The following is a 20,283-nucleotide window of genomic DNA, read 5'->3' as shown; positions in this document are numbered from 1 at the left end:
TCCGGCCACTGACGGTAGTCGCCTACCCCTCATGTGCGGGGGGCAGTTGACAAAGTCCCGCAGGATAGATCCCGCTCTGGTATGAGGTCTCGTACGACAGACCGATTACCCAGTCATGCACGGGAATTGGACTCGAAACACATCGATACGACTTGCGCAGAACCGATCACGACGCCGTGATCATCATCTGGACATTCCGCACGCCTGTCGACCCGGCCATCCACAGATCGGGCAGGCAAATTGTCACGCAGAGTATCCACTTTGGCCTTGACTGAGTCGTGTCAGGCAGGCCCTCCTTGCCGTCGGCGCGGCGTCACCTCTTGGCGGGCGGCTCCGCCACGAACGCGCCGACCGAGCGCCAGGTGCGCCGCAGCTCCCCGGACACGCCGCGCCACCACGCCTCCGCCGGGAGCTTGCCCGCCGGTTCGAAGGGCTCGCCCGGACGGGGCAGGGCCACCGCCTGGCCGGCCTCCTCGGCCGCCTCCTTCGTCCACTCGCCCGGCTCGGCCCAGGGGTGCGGGGCCAGGTTGAAGGTGCCCCAGTGGATCGGCAGCAGCGCGCCGTGCGGCGCACCTCCCTGCAGGTCGAGGTGGGCGCGCAGGCCCTCCTCGGGGGTCATGTGGATGTCGGGCCAGAACTCGCTGTACGCGCCGATCTGGATCATCGTGGCGTCGAAGGGCCCGTGGTCCGCGCCGATGTCCTTGAAGCCATCGAAATAGCCCGTGTCACCGCTGTGGTAGATCCGGTACTCCTCGCCGGCGACGACCCAGGACGCCCAGAGGGTGTGCTGGGTGTTGCGCAGGGCGCGGCCGCAGAAGTGGCGGGCCGGGGTGGCGGTGAGGGTGAGTCCGCCGATCCGGGTCGACTCGTGCCAGTCCAGCTCGCGCAGCCGGTCCGGGGAGACGCCCCAGTGCTCGAGGTGGGCGCCGACGCCGAGCGGCGCGGCGAACAGGGTGTCCGTGCCGGCCAGCGCCTTGATGGTGGGCAGGTCCAGGTGGTCGTAGTGGTCGTGCGAGATGACGACCACGTCGACCTCGCCGAGCGCGGCCAGCGGCAGCGGCACGGGGTGCAGCCGCTTGGGTCCGGCGAAGGGGAACGGGGAGCAGCGCTCGCCCCAGACGGGGTCGAACAGCACCCGGTGGCCGTCGATCTCCGCCAGGACGCTGGAGTGGCCCATCCAGGTCAGCCGCAGTCCGGTGGCGGGCGGCTTGGCCAGGTCGGCGAAGGCGGTGGGATGCACCGGGACGGTGCCCTTGGGGGCGCGCAGGGGCCGGGTGTCCTTGTCGAGGAACACCTTCGCGAGGTCCAGCGTGGAGCCGGAGGGCCGGGTGCGCGCCGTGCCGCCCGGGTTCTGGAAGACGCCGTCCTTGAAGTGGGGGGAGCGGCGGATGCGTGCCAGGCGCTCACCGCCCGGTTCCGCGCCGAAGGCCGCGGGCCGCAGGGCGCGGAGCCCGGAGCTCGAGGAACGCAGTCCGGTCACGGTACCTCCCGGTGAAGTGGGTGAGGCTCCCCATTATGGTCGGCGCCTCCGACAGCCCGGCCCGGCCGGGGTACCCCTGCGGGCCCGGGGGCACGCTACTGAACCTCCGTTCAGCACGTTGACAGGGGGCGGACCGGCTCCGGATACTGACTCACGATTCAGTAGAGACCTGTCCGGCGCCCTTCGCCGACCACCGTCCGCGGCCGCCTTGGAGGCACCATGTCCGACCTCCCCACCGAGCTGGTCCCGCTCCGCCCCGAACAGCAAGACGTCGTCGATCTCGCCCGGGCCTTCGCCCGCGAGGAGATCCGGCCACGCGCGCGTGCCGTGGACGAGGCGGACGTGGAGACCCCCTGGGATCTGTGGCGAAAGGCCGCCGAGGTCGGCATCACCGGCTTCATGCTGCCGGAGGAGTACGGCGGGGGCGGCTTCACGGACGTCTTCACCCAGTGCCTGGTCCAGGAGGAGCTGTGCGTGGGCGACCTGGGCATCGGCAACCTGCTGTGCTCCAACGGCTTCTTCGCCGACCCGGTCCTCGAACTCGGCACCAAGGAGCAGAAGCAGGAGTGGCTGACGCCCCTGACCGGCCCGGACACCCCGATGACAGCCCTGGCGACGACCGAGCCCGGCGCCGGATCCGACGCCGCGTCGATCGTCACCACGGCGCACCGCACCGCGGGCGGCTACCGGCTGCGCGGCCAGAAGGCGTGGATCTCGAACGCGGGCGAGGCCGAGAGCTACGTGGTCTTCGCCAAGACCGACCCCGCCCGGCGCTCGCGCGGGGTCAGCGCGTTCCTGCTGCGCAAGGGCACCGAGGGCATGACCTTCGGCGAGCCGATGCGCAAGATGGGGCAGCGGGCGATCGTCTGCCGGGAGATCTTCCTCGAGGACGCGTTCGTACCCGAGGAGCACCGGCTCGGCGCCGAGGGTGAGGGCTTCGTCGGGCTGATGCGGACCTTCGACATCTCCCGCACGGTGCTGGGCGCGGCGGCGACGGGAGTGGCCCGGGCGGCGTACGAGTACGCGCGCGACTACGCCCGTGAGCGGCGGCAGTTCGGCAAGCCGATCATCGAGCACCAGGCGGTCGCCTTCCGCCTCGCCGACATGCGCACGCGCGTGGAGCAGGCACGGCTGATGACCTGGCGGGCGGCCCGCCGGCTGGACGCGGGTCTGGAGGCGACCGCCGAGGCCGCGATGGCCAAGCTGACGGCGTCGGAGACGGCCGCGTACTGCACCTGGGCGGCCGTGCAGACACTCGGCGGCTGGGGCTACTCGCGGGAGTTCCCGGTGGAGCAGTGGATGCGGGACGCCAAGCTGGAGGAGATCGAGGAGGGCACCTCCGACATCATGCGGCTCGTCATCGCGCGGAGCCTGTGATGGGCGCTCCCGCCCGGCCCGGCACGCAGGACACCTCCCGCGGCCCCCTGACCGGCGGACAGGCCCTCGTACGGGCCCTGCGGGCGCACGGCGTGACCCGGGTCTTCGGCATCCCGGGCACACACAACCTGGAGGTGTACCGGCACCTTCCGGCCTACGGCATCGACGCTGTGACGCCCCGCCACGAGCAGGGTGCCGGGTACGCGGCCGACGGGTACGCGCGCGTGACGGGCCTTCCGGGTGTGGTCCTCACGACGACCGGGCCCGCCCTGCTGAACGCGGCGGCCGCCGTCGGCGAGGCCTACGCGGACGGCGTGCCGCTGCTGGTCGTCTCGCCGGGCATGCCGCTCGGCCATCCCCGGCTGGCCACCGGCGCGCTGCACGAGATGCGCAGCCAGACCGAGGCCGTGCGCGGCGTCGCCGCGTTCAGTCACCGGGTCTCGTCGGTCCCGGAGATCGACGCAGCCGTGGCCCGGGCGTTCACCCTGTTCCGCACCCGGCGCCCGCGCCCCGCGCACATCGAGGTGCCGCTTGACCTGCTGACGGCCACTCAGATGCTGGGACCCGTCCGGCGCGCCCCGTGCACCCCACCGTCCGCGCCCGCCCCGGAGGCCGTACGGCGGGCCGTCACGGCCCTGTGCGGCGCCCGTCGCCCCGCGCTGGTGCTCGGCGGCGGAGCCGTCGGCGCGAGGGCGCAGTGCCGCGCCCTCGCCGAGCGCCTTGCCGCGCCCGCCGTGACCACGGCGGCCGGCAAGGGCACGGTCACGGAGACCCATCCGCTGTCCCTCGGCGTGTCGCTGCACAGCCCCGCCGTGCAGAAGTGGCTCGCCACACGGGACGTCGTCCTCGCCGTCGGCACGGAGCTGTCCGAGTCCGACTTCTGGACCGTCCCGCCACCACTGGACGGCACGCTCGTACGCGTCGATCTCGATCCGGACCAGATGTACGCGGGCGTGGCGGTGGACGTACCCCTCGTGGCGGACGCACGGCTCGCCCTGGAGGCGCTGCTGGCGGCACTGCCGGACGACGGGCACGCGCGCGTACCCGCGGACGCCGCGCACACGCGCGTGGCCGACGAGGTGGCCACGCTGCGCGCCGCGCGGGACGCCGAGACCGCCGCGCGGGACGCCCGCTGGATCCCGTATCTGCGGGCGGTGCGCGAGGTGCTGGCGGCCGACGCCGTCATCACCTCCGACAGCGCCCAGTGCTGCTACTACGGCGCCCTCCCCCACCTCCCCGTCGGTCCCGAGGGCCGGTATCTGCACCCCACCGGCTTCGGCACCCTCGGCTACGCGCTGCCCGCCGCGCTGGGCGCCAAGGTCGCCGAGCCGCACCGGCAGGTGCTCGCGCTGAGCGGGGACGGCGGACTGCAGTTCACGGTGCAGGAACTGGCGACCGCCGTACAGCTCCGGCTCCCGTTGCCCATAGTGGTGTTCGACAACGGCGGCTACGGAGAGATCCGTGACGAGATGCGGGCACGCGGCGACGTGCCGGCCGCCGTGGACCTGGCACCGGTCGACCTGCCCGCCCTGGCCCGCGCCTACGGAGGACACGGCACGCGCGCGTGCGACCCGGCCGCACTGGCGCGCGCCCTCACCGAGGCCCTCGACCGGCCCGGCCCCACCCTGATCACCGTCCCCGAGGAGACCCCATGACCGCCCCCGCTCCCCTGCTGTCGCTCGTCTGGACCGACCACGTCACCGGTCGCCAGGGCTTCCTGGTCGTGGACCGGCTGGTGCGCGGCGTGGCCAGCGGCGGGCTGCGGATGCGCCCCGGCTGCACGCTCGAGGAGGTGGCGGGGCTCGCCCGCGGCATGACGATGAAGGAGGCCCTGCACTACGACCCCGAGGCCCGTTACGTCCCCCTCGGCGGGGCCAAGGGCGGTATCGACTGCGATCCCCAGGATCCACAGGCGTACGGGCTGCTGGTGCGCTATCTGCGCGCCATGCGGCCGTACATCGAGGGTTTCTGGACCACCGGGGAGGACCTCGGCCTCACTCAGGACCTGGTCGACCGCGCGGCGGCCGAGGCGGGTCTGGTCTCCTCCATCCAGGCCGTGTACCCGCTGCTGGACGACGAGGCGGCGGCGCGCGAGCGGCTCGCGGAGGCCTTCGCGGTCGAGGTGGACGGCATCGGCCTGGACGAGCTGGCGGGTGGCTGCGGGGTCGCCGAATCGGTGCTCGCGGCGCTGGACCGGGCGGGCGTGCCGTACGCGGGCGCCCGGGTGGCGGTGCAGGGGCTCGGCACGATGGGCGGGGCCACCGCGCGGTTCCTCGCCCGCGCGGGGCTGACGGTGGTGGCGGTCGCCGACGTCAAGGGCACGATCGCCAATCCCGCGGGGCTGGACGTCGAGGCCCTGCTGGCCGCGCGGGACGGCTACGGCACCGTCGACCGCCGTGTGCTGCGCGCCGGCGACCGTGAACTGCCCGGCGACGCCTGGATGTCCGCCGACGCGGAGGTGCTCGTGCCGGCAGCGGTGTCGTACGCGATCGACGCCGCCGACCAGGACCGGATCCGCGCCCGCTGGATCGTGGAGGCCGCCAACATGCCCGTGCTGCCGGAGGCGGAGGAACTGCTGGCCGCTCGCGGGGTCACCGTGCTGCCGGACGTGGTGGTCAACTCCGGTACCAACGCCTGGTGGTGGTGGACGCTGTTCGGCGACATCGGCGCGGATGCCGAGGAGGCCTTCGCGTACATCCGGCGGTCGATGCGGGCCCTGATCGAGCTGATGCTCGCGCGCGCCGAGGCCGACGGCACGACTCCGCGTGCGGCCGCCCACGCGCTGGTGACCGATCGGCTGCCGGTGATCGCGGACCGCTTCGGGTGGTACCGGTGACGGGCCCCGGCGAGCCGTCCCCGGCCGCGGGCGCCGGCGGGCCGCGCACGGACGCGCTCTTCGACCCCGCCTCGGTCGCCGTCGTCGGTGCCTCCGCACAGCCCGGGAAGTGGGGCTACTGGCTCGCCAAGGGGGCGCTGGCGGGACGGAGGCGGCGTGCGGTGCACCTGGTGAACCGTCGGGGCGGGAGCCTGGACGGCGTACCGTTCCGCGCCGGGCTCACGGGGCTCGCCTGCGAGCACGTCGTGGTGGCCGTGCCGCCCGCGCAGGTGCGGCCCGTGGTGACCGAGGGCCTGGCGGCGGGTGCCCGCCACTTCACCGTCATCACCTCCGGCGGGGACCCGGCCGAGGAGCGCGCGCTGGCCCGCGACATTACCGACCGGGGCGCCCGGCTGCTCGGGCCCAACTGTATGGGTTTGGTCGACACCGCCAGCGACCTGCGGCTCAGCTGGGGCGAGTTCCCGGCGGGCGCGGTGGGACTGGTGTCGCAGAGCGGGAACCTCGCCCTGGAGATCGGGCGGCTGCTCGCCCGCGCGGGACAGGGCTTCTCCCGGTTCGTCTCGCTCGGCAACCAGCGCGACCTCGACGCGGCGGAGGGCCTGGAGGCGCTCGTCGAACACGGGCCCACCCGGGTTCTCGCCGCCTACGTGGAGGACTTCCGCGACGGCCGCCGTCTCGCGCGGGTGCTGAGGGCCGCACACGCGGCGGGCAAACCGGTGCTGCTGCTCACGGTCGGCCGCAGCGCCGCCGCCGCGGGCGCCGCCGCTTCCCACACGGGCGCGCTGGTCAGTTCGTACGACACGGTGGCGGCCGTCTGCCGGGACAGCGGCGCGCTGCTGCTGGACTCGGCGGGCGAACTGGTGGACACGGCGTTGTGTTTGCTGGCCGTGCCGGGGTGGTCGGCCGGACGGGGCGAGCGGGGATGGGGCCACGCCGGTGGGCCAACACCCGGTGGCAAACGCTTGTTGGCCAACAGTTGTGGGCAGCAGCATCGGGCAGGGGTCAACGCTGGTGGGCAAACGAGCGATGGCGAACGCCTGTTGGCCAACACCCGTCGGCAAACACCCGATGACCAACACCCGTTTGCCAACACCCGTTGGCACGCGTCCGCCCGCATCGCCGTAGTAGGGGACAGCGGGGGTCAAGGGGCCCTCGCCGCCGATGCGTTCACCGTGCGCGGGGCTCAGGTGCCGGAGTTGTCGGCAGCCACCGTACGCCGCCTCGCCGAGGTGCTGCCGCCCGGTGCCGGCTGCCACAACCCCGTGGACCTGGCGGGCGCGGGCGAGGCCGATCTCGGCAGTTACGCGCGCGTGGTCGAGACACTGCTGGAGAGCGGGGAGGCCGACGCGGTCGTCCTGACCGGCTACTTCGGCGACTACGCGAGCGCCGACCCCCAGCGCACGGCCCACGAGTGCGAGGTGGCCGGCGCGCTCGCCGACGCCGCCGCCCGCACCGGACGCCCGCTGCTGGTGCACACCATGGCCCGCGACACCCCCGCCCTCGCCGTCCTGCGGGAGCGCGGGACACCGGTGTACGAGCGCATCGAGCAGGCGGCCGTGGCCCTGACCGGTGCCGTACGGCTCGCCGCCGCGGCCCCGGCCGGCCCACCGCCCCTCCCCCGCCCCGCGCCGCCCGCCCCCGACGGCGGCTACGAGACCGTCCGCGCCCTGCTCGCCGCCCAGGGACTGCGCTTTCCCCGGGCCGAGTTCGTGACGGACACCGAGGCGGCCGTGGCGGCGGCACGGCGCGTGGGCTTCCCGGTCGTACTCAAGGCGATGGGCCTCGCGCACAAGACGGAGGCCGGCGGGGTCGCGCTGGCCCTCGCCGACGCGGACGGCGTACGCACGGCCCTGGCCCGGATGCGCGCGTCCACCGGCGCCGCGCGCTACGCCGTCGAGGCCATGGCGGCACCGGCACACGCCCATGAGCTGATCGTCGGTGTCCGGCACGACCCGGCGTTCGGCCCGGTCGCCCTGGCCGGCGTCGGCGGCGTCACCGCGGAGTTGCACGCCGACACCGCACTCGCCCTGGCCCCACTCACCCCGGCACGCGCGCGTGCGCTGCTGCTCGGGCTGCGCCACGCGCCCCTGCTGACCGGCTGGCGCGGCGCCCCGCCCATCGACCTGGAGGCCGCCGCGACCGCCCTGTGCGCCGTCGCCCAAGTCGCCGTCGGCCACCCGGAGTTCACCGAGCTCGAAGTCAACCCGCTGCTGGCGCACCCGGGCGGGGCGCTCGCCCTGGACGCGCACGCGGTCGTCCGGGGCACATGAGAACCCACCGGGCTACAATGGACTGTCCAGTCCACTTTATGGAGGCCGGCATGGGCGGAAAGCTGACCGCGAAGGGGAGGGCGACGCGGAACCGGATCGTCGAGGGTGCCGCGGCGGTGCTCCGGGAGCGGGGTGTCGCCTCGGTGACGCTGGACGACGTCATGGCGCGGACGAGCACCAGCAAGAGTCAGCTGTTCCACTACTTCCCGGCCGGCAAGGACGAACTGCTCCTGGCGGTGGCCCAGTTCGAGGCCGATCAGGTCATCGAGGACCAGCAGCCCCACCTCGGCCGCCTCGACTCGTGGGAGGCCTGGGAGCGATGGCGGGACGTGGTCGTCGAGCGGTACGAGTCGCAGGGGGACCAGTGCCCGCTCGGGTCGCTGTTCCTGCAGATCGGGCGCTCCACCCCCGGAGCACGGGCGATCGTGATCGAACTCATGCGCCGCTGGCAGGAGAGCCTGGCGGCGGGCATCCGGGCGCTGCAGGCCACCGGCAGGCTCCCCGCCGATCTCGATGTCGACGTCAGGGCCGCGGCCCTGCTGGCCGCGATCCAGGGCGGTGTGTCGATCCTGCTGTCCACGGGCGGGTCGGCCCACTTGCGCGCCGCTCTCGACCAGGGGATCGCGGACCTGCGCCGCGCGGGCCGCACCGCGGGGTGAGGGGCGTACCGATCCCGGATGTCAGCCGGCGATGACGGCGGTCGCGGTGCGCCCGCCGTCGACGTCGAGGACGATGCCGTGCACGAAGGAGGACTCGTCGCCGGCCAGGTACACGGCCGCGTCGGCGATGGCGCCGGGGGTGCCCATGCGCCCTGCCGGGGTGCCCTTCATCATGGCCTCGGCGGGGTGTACCGTTCCCGGTTCGGGCGTCAGCACCACCCCCGGGGAGATCGCGTTCACCCGCACGCCCCGCGGCCCGAACTCCGCAGCCCACGCCCGCGTCAGCGTCTCCATGGCCCCCTTGGTGGAGCTGTAGAGGGCGCCGATCGGCACGCCCAGGCGCGCGATCCAGGACCCCAGGTTGACGATCGCTCCGCCGCCGGCCTCCACCATGGCCGGTGCGACGGCCGCGGTCAGGAAGAACGGGGCCTTCACATTGACCGCGTAGACCTTGTCGAAGGTCTTCTCGTCGGTCTCCGCCGTCGTGTCGCCCGGGTAGATGCCGGCGTTGTTGACCAGGACGTCGATACGGCCGCCGAGGACCCGCGTCGACTCCTCGGCCAGCGCCCGCGAAGCGGCGGCGCTTCCGTCCAGGTCGGCCAGGACGAAGTCGGCGCGGCCGCCACGGGCGCGGATTCCGTCGACCACCTCCTTGCCGCGCCCGGCACTGCGGCCCGAGACGACGACATGCGCCCCCTCGGCCGCGAAAGCCTCCGCGATCGCCCGTCCGATGTTGCTGGTCGCTCCGGTCACCAGTGCTGTCCTGCCCGCGAGCCGCTTCGACATGGTCCACTCCCTCGCCAGTCGATCCTGTTGAACCCGAACGACCGGACGGCATGCCGCCGCCGGCCGGACAGGACCCCGGACTGCCGGGGCAGGTGCCACTGTGCGGCGGCAAAAATGGACTTGCAAGTCCAAAAACGCGGAGCAGGCCGCAAGTCCGGGAACGTGGAGCGGGCCGCAAGTCCGGGAACGTGGAGCGGGCCGCTACCCCTTCTCCCTGCGCGTTCGCGCCCCCGCCGCGTAGAAGCCCAGCCCGATGAGCACGAACAGCACCAGCGGTACGACCTGGCTGAGGGTGTAGGCCGCCCTTTGCCCGGCGAAGGACTGCGGCAGCGAGTCCGCGGGGTTCCCGCCGGTGCCGAACCAGCCGACGCCGAAGCCCGGCCAGATCAGGACGACGACCGTGAAGGCCACGAAGGCGGTGGCGAGGCCGCTGATGAGACGGGCGCCGGGCAGCCCGCCGGGGACGGCGTAGGGGCGGGGCACGTCCGGGTGCTTGCGGCGCAGGACGGCGAGGCTCGGGAAGGTGATGACGTACGAGATGAACGTGGTGCTGATGGTCAGGCCGAGGCCCGCCGCGAAGTACTTCTCGCCGTCGCCGCCGGTGAGGTTGAGGGCGGTCACGAACAGCGCGGAGGCGAGGACGGCGGAGAGCAGGTTCACCCGCACCGGAGTGCCGTGCTTGTCGGAGATGCGGCCGAGCCAGGCGGGACCGGCGCCGTCCGCGCAGGCCACGGCCTGGGCACGGTGGGCGCCCATGGCCCAGGTGACGCCCGAGGTGAGCAGCCCGACGATGAGTCCGGCGGCCGCGATCCCGCCGCTCACCGCGCCGAAGCCGGTGAGGGTGACCGTGCCGTCCGCCGCGATCGAGCCGCCGTAGACCGTGAAGACGGCCTTGCAGGCGTCGATGAACCCGCCGAGGCTGCCGATGCGTTCGCCGGGCAGGACGAACAGGATGCCGAGGATCGGGCCGCCGTAGAGCAGGAGCGCGGCGAGGCCCGAGCGGAGGATGGACAGCGGGATGTCCCGGCGTGGGTTGCGCATCTCCTCGGCGGCCGAGCTGGGGAGTTCGAAGCCGACGTAGTTGAAGATCAGCACGGGGACGAGGGCGACGAAGCCGGCGTACGTCGGGGTGAAGCCTTCGGCGGGCAGGGCGTGGACGCCGTTGCGGACGGCGTAGACGACGACCGAGACAAGGAAGAAGCCCAGCAGCACGACCCGGGCGACGGCACCGGCGATCGGCACCCACTTCCCGATCCGCACCGACTGTACGACGGCCAGCGCGCCGCCCCAGATGAACACGAACCCGGCGACGTACTTCCAAGCGCCGGGCAGCGGGGTGAAGAACTCCTCCCAGGTGGTCAGCGCGATGATGCAGAGGCTGCCGCCCACCCAGACCGGGTTCGATATCCAGTACAGGAGCTGGTTGACGCCTGCGGTGAGGCGCCCGAAGGCCAGCCTGGTCCACACGTACGGACCGCCCTGGACCGGGAAGGCGGCGCCGAGTTCGGCGACGAGCAGGCCGTACGGCAGGAAGAACGCGAGCGCGAGGATCGCCATCCAGGTCAGGCCCTGCGGCCCCTGGGCGGCCACCGAGCCGATGGTGTCCAGGCCGACGAGCGTGCAGATGAGGAAGAACAGCACGTCGAGCCGGCGCAGGTCCTTGCGGAGCCAGGTGCGCTGCTCGTCCCAGCCGGCGGAGAGATCGGGTGTGTCGGGGCCTTGCGGATGCGCGGAGGTGGTCGGGGCGTGGGTCACGGGCGGACTCCTACGGGCGCGGGCTGACTCCTACGACGGCGGGGGGTGGCGGTGGCGCGGTGGCCGACTGTGACAGCGGACCGCTTACTGACTGAACGAGCAGTCAGTAGTGCGGTACTGTGGCCCCGTCCGCACAGGGGTGTCAAGAGGTCGTCGGCGCATGTCCGGGCGGCTGTGTAGGGTGACCGCGTGGCGAGAGTGCGGTTGAGCGTGGCCGAGCGGCGGGAGGAACTGCTGCGGGCCGCCATCGGGCAGATCGAGGCGCGGGGCGTGGCGGCGGTCAGGATCGCCGACGTGGCCGCGGCGCTCGGGGTGAGCAACGCGCTGGTGCTGTACCACTTCTCGACGAAGGAGAAGCTGGTCGCGGCCGCGTTCACGTACGCGGCGGAGGACGATCTCGCGCACTTGCGCAAACTGCTGGGCCGGCGGACGTCCGCGCTGCGCCGGCTGCGGGCCGCGGTGCGCTGGTACGCGCCGACGGGGCAGGCCAAAGGCTGGCGGCTGTGGATCGAGGGCTGGGCGGTGGCCCTGCGTGAGCCGGCCCTGCGGGAGGTCACCCGGGACCTGGACAAGCAGTGGAAGGCGGCGATCACCGAGGTCATCGCCGAGGGCGTGGCGGCGGGCGAGTTCGCCTGCGCCGACCCGGTGGGCGCCGCGCTCCGGCTGACCGCGCTGCTGGACGGGCTCGCCGTCCAGCTGACGTCATACCCGGGAGCGGTGCCGCGGACGCGCGCGCAGGAATGGGTCGACGAGGCGCTCGCACGGGAACTCGGGCTGGACCGGGCGGCGTTGTCAGAGCGCTAGGGCCCTGCTTCCGGCTGCGGGCAGCCGCGGTCCTCTGGCCGACCCGAGCCGGTGGCGATGGGGTGCGCCTCGCGCGAGCGCGTGCGAGTCCGGGGCGCACTGCGGCGAGGTGCACGAGGGAGCCGGCGCGGCGGGGTCGCCACGTCGCGCCCAGCACGACACGCCTCCCGATCGGTGTCGGGTCCTGCTCGGCACCGTGCGATCGAATCCGTTGCGGGCCCCGCACTGCCCGCCCCATTCCACCGAGGTACACCGGCCACCCACACTCCGCCCCAACAGCCGTGCCCCGCACCGCGATCCGCGGTACGGGGCACGTAGGCGCCGGTCAGGCGACCGAGGCGATGCGCATCTTGATGTCGTCGGGCGACAGGGTGCCCTTCGCCGTCACATGGTCGCCGGAGGACTCGCCGCGCAGTCGGCGGCCGATCCACGGGACGAGGTACTCGCGGGCCCAGTGGACGTCGTCGCGGCGGATCTCCAGGGTGCCCCGGGGCGGCTGCGGCGGCCACGGCTGCTCCGGGTCGGCCGGGATCTGAAGGCCCAGGGCCTGACCGGCGCGCAGCGCCACGCGCGTGTGCCCCTCGGGTGAGAGGTGCAGCCGGTCGCTGTCCCAGGCCCTGCGGTCCTGCACGGACTTCAGGGACCACAGGTCGAGCACGGGGCAGCCGTACCGGTCCGCGATGGCGCGGACGTGTCCGTTGTACGTGGCGATCTTGCCGCGCAGATGCTTGAGCACGGGGACGCCACGGGTGTCGAAGCCCGTTGTCACCATGACCGTGCCGGCTGCCTCGGTCAGCCGGGCCACGGCCCGTTCGAATCGCTCGGCCACCTCGTCCGGGTCCGTGCCGGGCCGGATGATGTCGTTGCCGCCCGCACAGAAGGAGACCAGGTCCGGGGCCAGTTCGACGGCCTTCGGGAGCTGGTCCCGCACGATCTGGTCGAGCAGCTTTCCGCGGACCGCGAGATTGGTGTACTGGAAGTCGCCCTCGGGCTGCCGGTCGGCAAGCAGTACCGCGAACCGGTCGGCCCAGCCCACGAACGCCCCGTCGGGCCCCGGGTCGCCGACGCCCTCGGTGAAGCTGTCCCCCACCGCCACGTACGACCCGATCACTGATCTGTTGTCATTCTTCGAATCGTCTGCCACGTCGGACCATGATTCACCTTCTTATGTGACTTACGCGACCGTAAGGAGGGGTTGACGAACGGTGAGATGTGACACTCTTAAATAATTTGCCAATCCAGGAATAGGGCCGGACGGCACGCCGAAGGCCGGACCCGGGGGGTGTGGGTCCGGCCTTCGGCGGCGTGTCAGGAAGGTGGTTCTGGTGCTCGGGCGTCAGACGACCGGGACGCCGTGCGCGCGGAGGTAGGCGACCGGGTCGATGTCCGAGCCGTAGTTCGGCGTGGTGCGGATCCCGAAGTGCAGGTGCGGGCCGGTGACGTTGCCGGTGGCGCCGGACAGGCCGATCTGCTGGCCCTCGGTCACGGTCTGCCCGGCCGGGACGGAGAACTGGGAGAGGTGGCCGTACTGCGCGTAGTGGCCGTCGTTCAGCCTGATGACGACCTGGTTGCCGTAGGCGCCGCCCCAGCCGGCGGAGACGACCGTGCCCGCGCCGACGGACTTGACCGAGGTGCCGGCCGGTACGACGAAGTCCGCTCCGGTGTGGTAGCCGCTGGACCATATGCGCGCATGGTCCCGCCACGACCCCTCATCCCGGAGCGAGTTGGAACTAAGGCGCAAATTCGGGCAGAAGGCTCAGATGCGCTGCAGCCGGAGGACCGTCGCATCCAGGTCGCCCTTGAGTCCGGTACGCAGCCCATGGTGCAGCAGGACGGCACCCCGGTGCACTTCGCCCGTTTCGCGGCATTCATACGACGCCGTGGGGTCGAGCCCGCGCAGCCGCAGCGCCGGCACCGGCTCGCCGTAGCTCTGCGCCTGGAGCCAGGCGAGGAGCACCGTGTCCTCCCCCAGGACGTACTGGACGGCGCTCAGACCGCCGGCCGGGGGCCGCAGCCGGTACAGCTCGCCCTGCTGGACGACCGGGCGGATCTCCTTGTAGAGCTCGACCCACCGCCGGGCCTCCGCCAGCTCCTGGTCGGTCCACTCGGTGAGGTCGCCACCGACCCCGAGGACGCCCGCCATGGCGCTGACGAACCGGAAGCGCAGGGAGCTGACCCGGCCGTTGAGCTGAGCGTTCGGGCTGTCGGTGACCCAGGCGGCCATGACCCGGGCGGGGTGGATCTGGGTGAAGCCGTGCTGGATGGCGAGCCGGTCCAGCGGGTCGGTGTTGTCGGAGGTCCACACCTGGTCGGTGCGGCTCATGACACCGAGGTCGATCCGGCCGCCGCCGCCCGAGCAGGACTCGAAGGCGACCTGCGGGTGGGCCGCGCGCAGCCGGTCCAGCAGGGCGTAGAAGGCGCGGACGTGGTCCACCCACAGGCGCTGCGGGTACGGCTCGCCGGGCCAGCCGGCGTCGGTGAAGCAGCGGTTGAAGTCCCACTTCACATAGTCGATCGGCGCGCTGGAGAGCAGAGCGTCCAGCTGCTCCCAGAGGTACTCCTGGACATCCTCGCGGGCGAGGTTGAGGACGAGCTGGTTGCGCAGTTCGGTCCGCTTCCGTCCCGGTTGGTACTGCACCCAGTCGGGGTGAGCGCGGTACAGGTCGCTGTCCGGGTTGACCATCTCGGGCTCGACCCAGATGCCGAACTGCATGCCGAGGCCGTGCACCTGGTCGGCGAGGGGCTTCAGGCCGTGCGGGAAGCGGTCGGGGTTGGGCGTCCAGTCGCCGAGGCCCGCGCGGTCGCTGGTGCGGGCACCGAACCAGCCGTCGTCCACGACGAACAGCTCGACGCCGATCCCGGCGGCCCGGCGGGCGAGCGCGCGCTGCTGCTCCTGGGAGATGTCGAAGGTCGTCGCCTCCCAGGAGTTGAACAGCACCGGCCTGTTCCGCCCGGCGTCCGGGATGACGTGCGCGCGTTGGTAGGCGTGCCAGGTGCGGCTCGCGCCGCCGAAACCGCCGTCGCTCCACAGGCCGGCGAAGACGGGGGTGGTGTACGACTCCCCCGGCTCGAGGAGCAGCAGGCCCGAGTCGTCGTAGCCGGCGCCGCCGGTGATCTGCACGCGCGCGTCCGGGAGTTGGGCGACCGCGATACGCCAGGAGCCGGACCAGCCGAGCGCGCAGCCGTAGACCTCGCCGCGCTCCTCGGTGGCGTCGGTGTCGAGCGCGACCCAGGGCAGGTGCTGGTGGCCGGTGTGGCCGCGGCGGCTGCCGATGACCTTCTCGCCGTAGGTGAGCGGGGCGGTGCTGAGGCGGGACTCGGCGGCCCAGCGGCCGTGCAGCTGGGACAGCCGCCAGCCGTCGCGGTCGGGCAGGGTCCAGGTGGCCGCGTCGGCGCGCAGCAGCTCCACGCGTGCGTGCGTGACGTTCGCCACGGCGACCCAGCGCTCGACGACGTCTCCCCGCATCCGGTAGTGCAGGGTGACGGCGAGGCCGTCGTCGTCGAAGCGCAGCCGCAGCTCGTCGCCCTGCGTGTCGTACGACACGAAACGCCACTCGGTGCCGCGGCGCTCGTCGGTGCGCACGGACAGGGCGGGGCGGACGAAGCGGGGGCCGCCCTCGACGGGGTACTCCTCGCGGCCGTCGAGCGGGGACTCGAAGGGCCAGTAGCCGGGCAGCGGGTCCTCGGCCAGGGCCTCCGCGTCCGGGAGGGCGATGCGTGGCCCCCAGTGCAGGTGGAGCAGCTCGTCCGCGTCGGTGAGATGCAGGGCATAGCTACTGGTGGGCCCCGAGAGGAGCCAGGTACGTCCGTCTTCGGCGATGTCCACCACGTAAGACCTCACAGGTGCCAACAGATCCGCTCAAGTGCCAACATCATCAGGGGGCGCAGCCCCTGGTGACAATGCCTGTGGACAACTCCTTGCCCGAGGAAACCGATGTCGTATGGTCGACGGAGCGCCCGCCGGCGAGATGCGACGGCGGGGCCCGACCCGGGAGGAGCCCCCCGTGACGCAGCAGGTCCCGTCGACCGAGCCGGAGCTGGCCGGTGTGCGCAATTTTCGTGACGTGGGCGGACTGCCCACCACGGACGGACGGCGGGTGCGTCATGGCGTGCTGTTCCGCAGCGGGCACCTGGCGCACGCGACGGAGGACGACGCGGCCTTCCTCGCCTCCCTGAGCCTGCACACGATCTTCGACTTCCGCAACGCGGCCGACCAGAAGCTGGAGGGCCCGGACGTCGAGCTGCCGGGCGTGCGGAACGTGAACCTGCCGCTGAGCGACCCGGCGGACGGCGCCGAGTTCTGGAAGATGGTCCGCGAGGGCGACCTCGACCAGCTGCGCGGCATCCTGGACGACGGCAAGGGGGCGGCCCGGATGATCGCCTCGTACCGGTCGATCGTCACGGAGCGCACCGCCGAGCACTCCCGGGTGCTGCGCGCCCTCGTCGAGGACAGCGTGCCCGCCCTGATGCACTGCGCGGCGGGCAAGGACCGCGCGGGCATCTCCATAGCCGTGACGCTCCTCGCACTCGGCGTGGAGCGCGAGGCGATCGTCAACGACTACCTGGAGTCCAACGCCAAGCACCGGCGCTACAAGGTCCGCCGCAGCGGCAGCGCGGACACCGCGTACACCCCGGAGATCATGGAGCTGCTCAGCCCCCTCTTCGACGCCCGCGCCGAGTACCTGCACGCGGCGTTCGAGACCATCGAGGAGACCTGGGGCGGGATGGACACCTACCTGGAACAGGGTCTCGGTCTCACCCCGGCGTCCCGCGACGTGCTGCGCGAGCGTCTGCTGGACTGACCGACGTGCCGCGCGAGCCTGTGCTGGACTGACCGGACGCGGCCGGACCGCGTCCGTCTACGCTGCCCGCATGTGGCTTTGCTGCCGGCCGATCGCAGCAGGCGGTGGGCCGCCCGGGACCTGCGGGCCCGCCTCGGCCGGTCCCTGGCCCGCGACGGAGACGACGGGTACCGCTGATCCGTCGGTCAGGGCGCCCAGGGCAGCCGGACCGCCTCGAGCTCGGTGTCGTGCAGCAGGGCCTCGACGAGCGGTGCGGGGCCCGACACCTTGGTGCCCCACAGGTCGTAGTCGGTGCACAGGACCCAGGAGCGGTCCTCGGCCCAGAGGTTGGACGGGCTGAAGTGGACCTCGGGGTTGTCGTAGAGCGACTCCGCGTCGCCGAGCCGGCCGACCCGCACGTGCGGGTTCGCCATGTCGATGTCCCGGAACATCAGCGGGTTGTAGTAGACCAGGCAGCGCGTGTCCGGGCCCGCCGGGCTGTGCTGGGTGAGGACGGCGATCAGCCGGTTCCAGGTCTCGCGGTCCAGGCTGCCCTCGGTGGGCGGGGTGAGGGAGAGGGGCCAGCTGTCCCCTGTGCGGGCCGATGGGAAGCACCGGTAGGAGGGCAGGAGTCCTTCGGGGACCAGGGGATCGCCGGTCCGCTCGGCGAGCTCCGCCCAGCGCAGCCGCCGCCATCCGGGCCCGGGATGCTCGGCCCGGCCGATACCGCCTCCCGTGGCGACTCCCGCCTCGGTGAGGTCGGCACCCCCGACGGCGCTCCGTCCGGCGCTGCCGTCCGCCACGCGGGCCCGGTGGACATCGTCGTACGTGACGTCGGCCGGAGCCTGCGCGTGCTCGTACATGGCGTTCAGGATCCAGGCCGAGTCCGGCAGCGGCGGCGGCATGAACCCGGTGATGCCGTCACCCGCCAACTCGTGCAGCCAGTCGGCCTTCCCCGGCGAAGTGAGCGGCCCGTGCGCGGTCAGCAGGCAGGACCTGTCATGCATGCGCACATGATTCCACGCGGCCCGGCCGGGTCAGTTCTTCGCCCCCAGCGCGAACAGCAGGAAGAGGAACGCGGCCAGGACATGGCCGGCAGCGATGTAGATGATCAGCCGGATCCACAGGGAACGGGGGAACTTCGTTTCTAGGTCGCTCATGGCAGCTCTCCGGTCAGCGGGCCCAGGCACAGCGTGGCCGTGGGGCTCTGCAGCAGGGTGTGGACGAACAGCAGCTCGACACCGTCGTGATCCACGGCGGCGAGGCGGTGCGGGGTGAGGGAGTCGAAGTGCGCGCTGTCGCCGGGGGCGAGCAGGTGCGCGGTGTCACCGAGGCGCAGCCGCAGCCGGCCCCGGAGGACGTAGAGCCACTCCTCGCCGGGGTGGACGCGCACGATGTCGCCCTGCGAGCCGTACGGCGCGTGCACGCGCAGCGCCTGCATGCCGCGGCCCGGCGCCCCCGCCTGGAGGTACGTCCAGCCGCCCGCCCTGGTCGGCTCCATGTCGCCGGCCCGGACGATCGCGTCCCGGTCGGCGACCGTCTCGCCGAGCAGTTCGGAGACAGTCGTACCGTAGATACGGGCGAGGGCCAGCAGCATCGGCAGCGACGGTTGCCGCTGTCCGGTCTCCAGCCGGGACAGATGGGCCGGTGAGAGCCCGGCAGCACGGGCCGCGGCCTCCAGGGTGAGGCCGGTGCGCCGGCGCAGTGCCCGCAGCTGCGGTGCGACGGCGGGCAGCTCGTCGCCCGGGGCCGCCGGTGGTCCGGCGTCTGAGGCGTTCATGCCTCCATTCAGCCCGAGGTTTGCCTATGGGGCAAATTTATTGCCTCTGAGGCAAACCGTGACTCACCCGCGGCAGCCCTGGGCTGCACCGCTCCGTTCCTGGGGCTCGGGGCCACGACGGGCCCGTGGCCGACGCTCACGTTCGACCTGTTCTCCGTGACGGTCGTCGCCGGCGTGCTCGCCATCGCCTTCGGTGCCGCGGGCGTCCACTACGCCCGCCGCGGCATCGGCCGGATGTGAATCGCCGTCACGGGAACCGTCCTGGGCGCGATCGGTTTCACCTGGCCCGTCTCCCGCACCGGGCGGTGCCGGTGCGGGACGCAGGCGGGCGCGGTGGGGTCAGCGGTTGGCCACCGCCTGCTTGATGAGTGTCTTGCCGAAGTCCCACATCAGCCCGCCGCCGCTGTGCGCGTCGTCCATCACCGCCGTGAAGGCGTCCACGAACCGCTCGACGTCCGCCTCGTCGATGATCAGCGGTGGGATCAGCTTGATCACCTCCAGGTGGTCGCCGGAGACCTGGGTGAGGATCCGGTGCCGCTGCAACAGCGGTACGACGACCATCTGCGCGAACAGACCCTTGCGGGCGGCCTGGAGCATGGTCCAGCGGCTGCGCAGCTTCAGCGAGGAGGGCCTGCCGAACTCGATGCCGATCATCAGGCCCCGGCCGCGGACGTCGGCGAGCAGCTCGTACGTGTCGACCATCGCGGTCAGCCGGGACTTCAGCAGCTCGCCCGTCTTGCGCACGCCCGCGACGATCTGCTCGTTCTCCATGACCGACAGCACCGCGAGTCCGCACGCCATCGCCTGGGCATTGGAACCGAAGCTCGCCGAGTGGACCAGGACCCGGTCCATCGACGAGTAGACCTTCTTGAAGATCCAGTCCTTGCCCAGGGTGGCGCCGACCGGGACGTACCCGCCGGACAGCGCCTTGGCCACGCACACCAGGTCCGGTTCGACACCGTCCTCGTGCTGGTAGGCGTAGAAGTCGCCGGTGCGGCCCAGACCGGTCTGCACCTCGTCGGCGATGAGCAGCGCCTTGTGCTTGTGCAGCAGCTCCTGGGCGGCGCGCAGATAGCCGGGCGGGGCCTCGTGCACCCCCTTGCCCTGGATCGGCTCCACGATCAAGGCGGCCACGTCGCCCTTCTTCAGCTCCCGCGCCAGGGCGTCGAGATCACCGAGGGGGACGGCGGTGTCGGGCAGCAGCGGGGCGAAGCCGTCGCGGAAGCCGCTCTCGCCGTTGACCGACAGGGAGCCGGTGGTCAGGCCGTGGAAGGCGTGGTCGCAGTAGAGGATCCGGGGCTTGCCGGTGGCGTACCGGGCGAACTTCAGGGCCGTCTCGACGGCCTCCGTGCCGCTGTTGCCGAAGAACACCCGGTCCAGGTGCGGGCTGTGGGTGAGGAGCCGTTCGGCGAGCAGTCCGGGAAGCGGCTGGCAGTCGAACCGGGTGAGGTCCGCGAGGTCCAGGTCGAGCACGTCGTGCAGCGCCTTGCGGACGACCGGGTGATGGCGGCCGAGGCCCATCACCCCGAACCCGGCGAGCATGTCCAGGTGGTCGTTGCCGTCCGCGTCGAAGAAGTGGGCGCCCTCGGCCCGCTCGTAGACCTTGTCGAAGCCGATGGTGTGCAGCATGCGCGAGAGCTGCGGGTTGAGGTGCTTCGTGTGCAGCTCGTAGCGCTCGGTTCCGCGCTCGGCGAGCAGGGCGCCGAGGTCGAACTCCGTGCTCATTCACTCTCCTTGTCAGTGCCCCGAAGGAGC

General features: G+C 72.5%; 16 protein-coding genes and 1 pseudogene. 7 read left to right on the top strand and 10 right to left on the bottom strand.

Annotation, left to right across the window (positions count from 1 at the left end):
* Positions 1–313: 313 nt before the first annotated feature.
* Complete coding sequence (locus AB0M27_RS08060; RefSeq protein ID WP_365719143.1) at positions 314–1,480, bottom strand: MBL fold metallo-hydrolase; 1,167 nt, start codon at positions 1,478–1,480, stop codon at positions 314–316.
* A 219-nt stretch (positions 1,481–1,699) separates the two neighbouring features.
* On the opposite strand from AB0M27_RS08060, the gene AB0M27_RS08055 reads away from it, so the two are divergent.
* Genes AB0M27_RS08055 through AB0M27_RS08035 form a run of 5 tightly spaced genes read left to right on the top strand, consistent with a single transcriptional unit; the run spans position 1,700 to position 8,622 of the window.
* Positions 1,700–2,857 (top strand): acyl-CoA dehydrogenase family protein, encoded by a 1,158-nt coding sequence (locus tag AB0M27_RS08055; protein ID WP_365719141.1) that lies wholly within the window; start codon positions 1,700–1,702, stop codon positions 2,855–2,857.
* Positions 2,857–4,512: a 5-guanidino-2-oxopentanoate decarboxylase gene (locus AB0M27_RS08050; protein ID WP_365719138.1), complete on the top strand. Its 1,656-nt coding sequence runs from the start codon at positions 2,857–2,859 to the stop codon at positions 4,510–4,512. The genes AB0M27_RS08055 and AB0M27_RS08050 overlap by 1 nt, the downstream gene beginning before the upstream one ends.
* A complete protein-coding gene (locus tag AB0M27_RS08045; RefSeq protein WP_365719136.1) occupies positions 4,509–5,693 on the top strand; it encodes a Glu/Leu/Phe/Val dehydrogenase dimerization domain-containing protein in 1,185 nt (394 codons plus the stop codon). Before AB0M27_RS08050 ends, AB0M27_RS08045 begins: the two co-directional genes overlap by 4 nt.
* Positions 5,690–7,963, top strand: a complete 2,274-nt coding sequence (locus tag AB0M27_RS08040; protein ID WP_365719134.1) for an acetate--CoA ligase family protein — start codon at positions 5,690–5,692, stop codon at positions 7,961–7,963. Before AB0M27_RS08045 ends, AB0M27_RS08040 begins: the two co-directional genes overlap by 4 nt.
* Before the next feature lie 50 nt (positions 7,964–8,013).
* Positions 8,014–8,622 carry a TetR/AcrR family transcriptional regulator gene (locus tag AB0M27_RS08035; protein WP_365719132.1) on the top strand — a complete coding sequence of 203 codons (609 nt, stop codon included), beginning with the start codon at positions 8,014–8,016 and terminating at the stop codon, positions 8,620–8,622.
* Between the two features lie 21 nt (positions 8,623–8,643).
* Here the strand turns inward: AB0M27_RS08035 and AB0M27_RS08030 are convergent, their stop codons facing one another.
* The gene (locus tag AB0M27_RS08030) at positions 8,644–9,408 is read right to left on the bottom strand and encodes an SDR family oxidoreductase (protein ID WP_365719130.1); all 765 of its coding nucleotides are present in this window, start codon (positions 9,406–9,408) and stop codon (positions 8,644–8,646) included.
* A 201-nt stretch (positions 9,409–9,609) separates the two neighbouring features.
* A complete protein-coding gene (locus AB0M27_RS08025; RefSeq protein ID WP_365719128.1) occupies positions 9,610–11,163 on the bottom strand; it encodes an APC family permease in 1,554 nt (517 codons plus the stop codon).
* Between the two features lie 189 nt (positions 11,164–11,352).
* Here AB0M27_RS08025 and AB0M27_RS08020 point away from each other — a divergent pair, with 189 nt between their 5' ends.
* Positions 11,353–11,967: a TetR/AcrR family transcriptional regulator gene (locus AB0M27_RS08020; RefSeq protein ID WP_365719126.1), complete on the top strand. Its 615-nt coding sequence runs from the start codon at positions 11,353–11,355 to the stop codon at positions 11,965–11,967.
* 325 nt (positions 11,968–12,292) lie between these two features.
* Here the strand turns inward: AB0M27_RS08020 and AB0M27_RS08015 are convergent, their stop codons facing one another.
* The 3 genes and pseudogenes from AB0M27_RS08015 to AB0M27_RS08005 all read right to left on the bottom strand — a co-directional run bounded on the left by AB0M27_RS08015 (position 12,293) and on the right by AB0M27_RS08005 (position 15,796).
* Positions 12,293–13,078, bottom strand: coding sequence for an SGNH/GDSL hydrolase family protein (locus AB0M27_RS08015; protein WP_365719124.1), 786 nt, complete (start codon positions 13,076–13,078; stop codon positions 12,293–12,295).
* A 225-nt stretch (positions 13,079–13,303) separates the two neighbouring features.
* Positions 13,304–13,651 (bottom strand): annotated as a pseudogene (locus tag AB0M27_RS08010) (M23 family metallopeptidase); the annotation flags it as partial.
* Between the two features lie 72 nt (positions 13,652–13,723).
* Positions 13,724–15,796 carry an alpha-galactosidase gene (locus AB0M27_RS08005; protein WP_365719224.1) on the bottom strand — a complete coding sequence of 691 codons (2,073 nt, stop codon included), beginning with the start codon at positions 15,794–15,796 and terminating at the stop codon, positions 13,724–13,726.
* A 175-nt stretch (positions 15,797–15,971) separates the two neighbouring features.
* Here AB0M27_RS08005 and AB0M27_RS08000 point away from each other — a divergent pair, with 175 nt between their 5' ends.
* Entirely contained in the window at positions 15,972–16,769 is a 798-nt protein-coding gene (locus AB0M27_RS08000) for a tyrosine-protein phosphatase (protein ID WP_365719122.1), read from the top strand.
* 185 nt (positions 16,770–16,954) lie between these two features.
* On the opposite strand, the gene AB0M27_RS07995 is transcribed toward AB0M27_RS08000, so the two are convergent.
* The 4 genes from AB0M27_RS07995 to AB0M27_RS07980 all read right to left on the bottom strand — a co-directional run bounded on the left by AB0M27_RS07995 (position 16,955) and on the right by AB0M27_RS07980 (position 20,253).
* The gene (locus AB0M27_RS07995; protein WP_365719120.1) at positions 16,955–17,755 is read right to left on the bottom strand and encodes a hypothetical protein; all 801 of its coding nucleotides are present in this window, start codon (positions 17,753–17,755) and stop codon (positions 16,955–16,957) included.
* Between the two features lie 30 nt (positions 17,756–17,785).
* Positions 17,786–17,908, bottom strand: a complete 123-nt coding sequence (locus tag AB0M27_RS07990; protein ID WP_365719118.1) for a DUF6126 family protein — start codon at positions 17,906–17,908, stop codon at positions 17,786–17,788.
* The gene (locus tag AB0M27_RS07985) at positions 17,905–18,528 is read right to left on the bottom strand and encodes an XRE family transcriptional regulator (protein ID WP_365719116.1); all 624 of its coding nucleotides are present in this window, start codon (positions 18,526–18,528) and stop codon (positions 17,905–17,907) included. Before AB0M27_RS07985 ends, AB0M27_RS07990 begins: the two co-directional genes overlap by 4 nt.
* 339 nt (positions 18,529–18,867) lie before the next feature.
* Entirely contained in the window at positions 18,868–20,253 is a 1,386-nt protein-coding gene (locus AB0M27_RS07980; RefSeq protein ID WP_365719114.1) for an aspartate aminotransferase family protein, read from the bottom strand.
* Positions 20,254–20,283 lie beyond the last annotated feature (30 nt).

The organism is Streptomyces sp. NPDC052107, assembly GCF_040680215.1.
GTDB lineage: Bacteria > Actinomycetota > Actinomycetes > Streptomycetales > Streptomycetaceae > Streptomyces.
The sequence above is the reverse complement of the archived record's forward strand: the minus strand, read 5'-3'. Positions and strand labels throughout refer to the sequence as shown.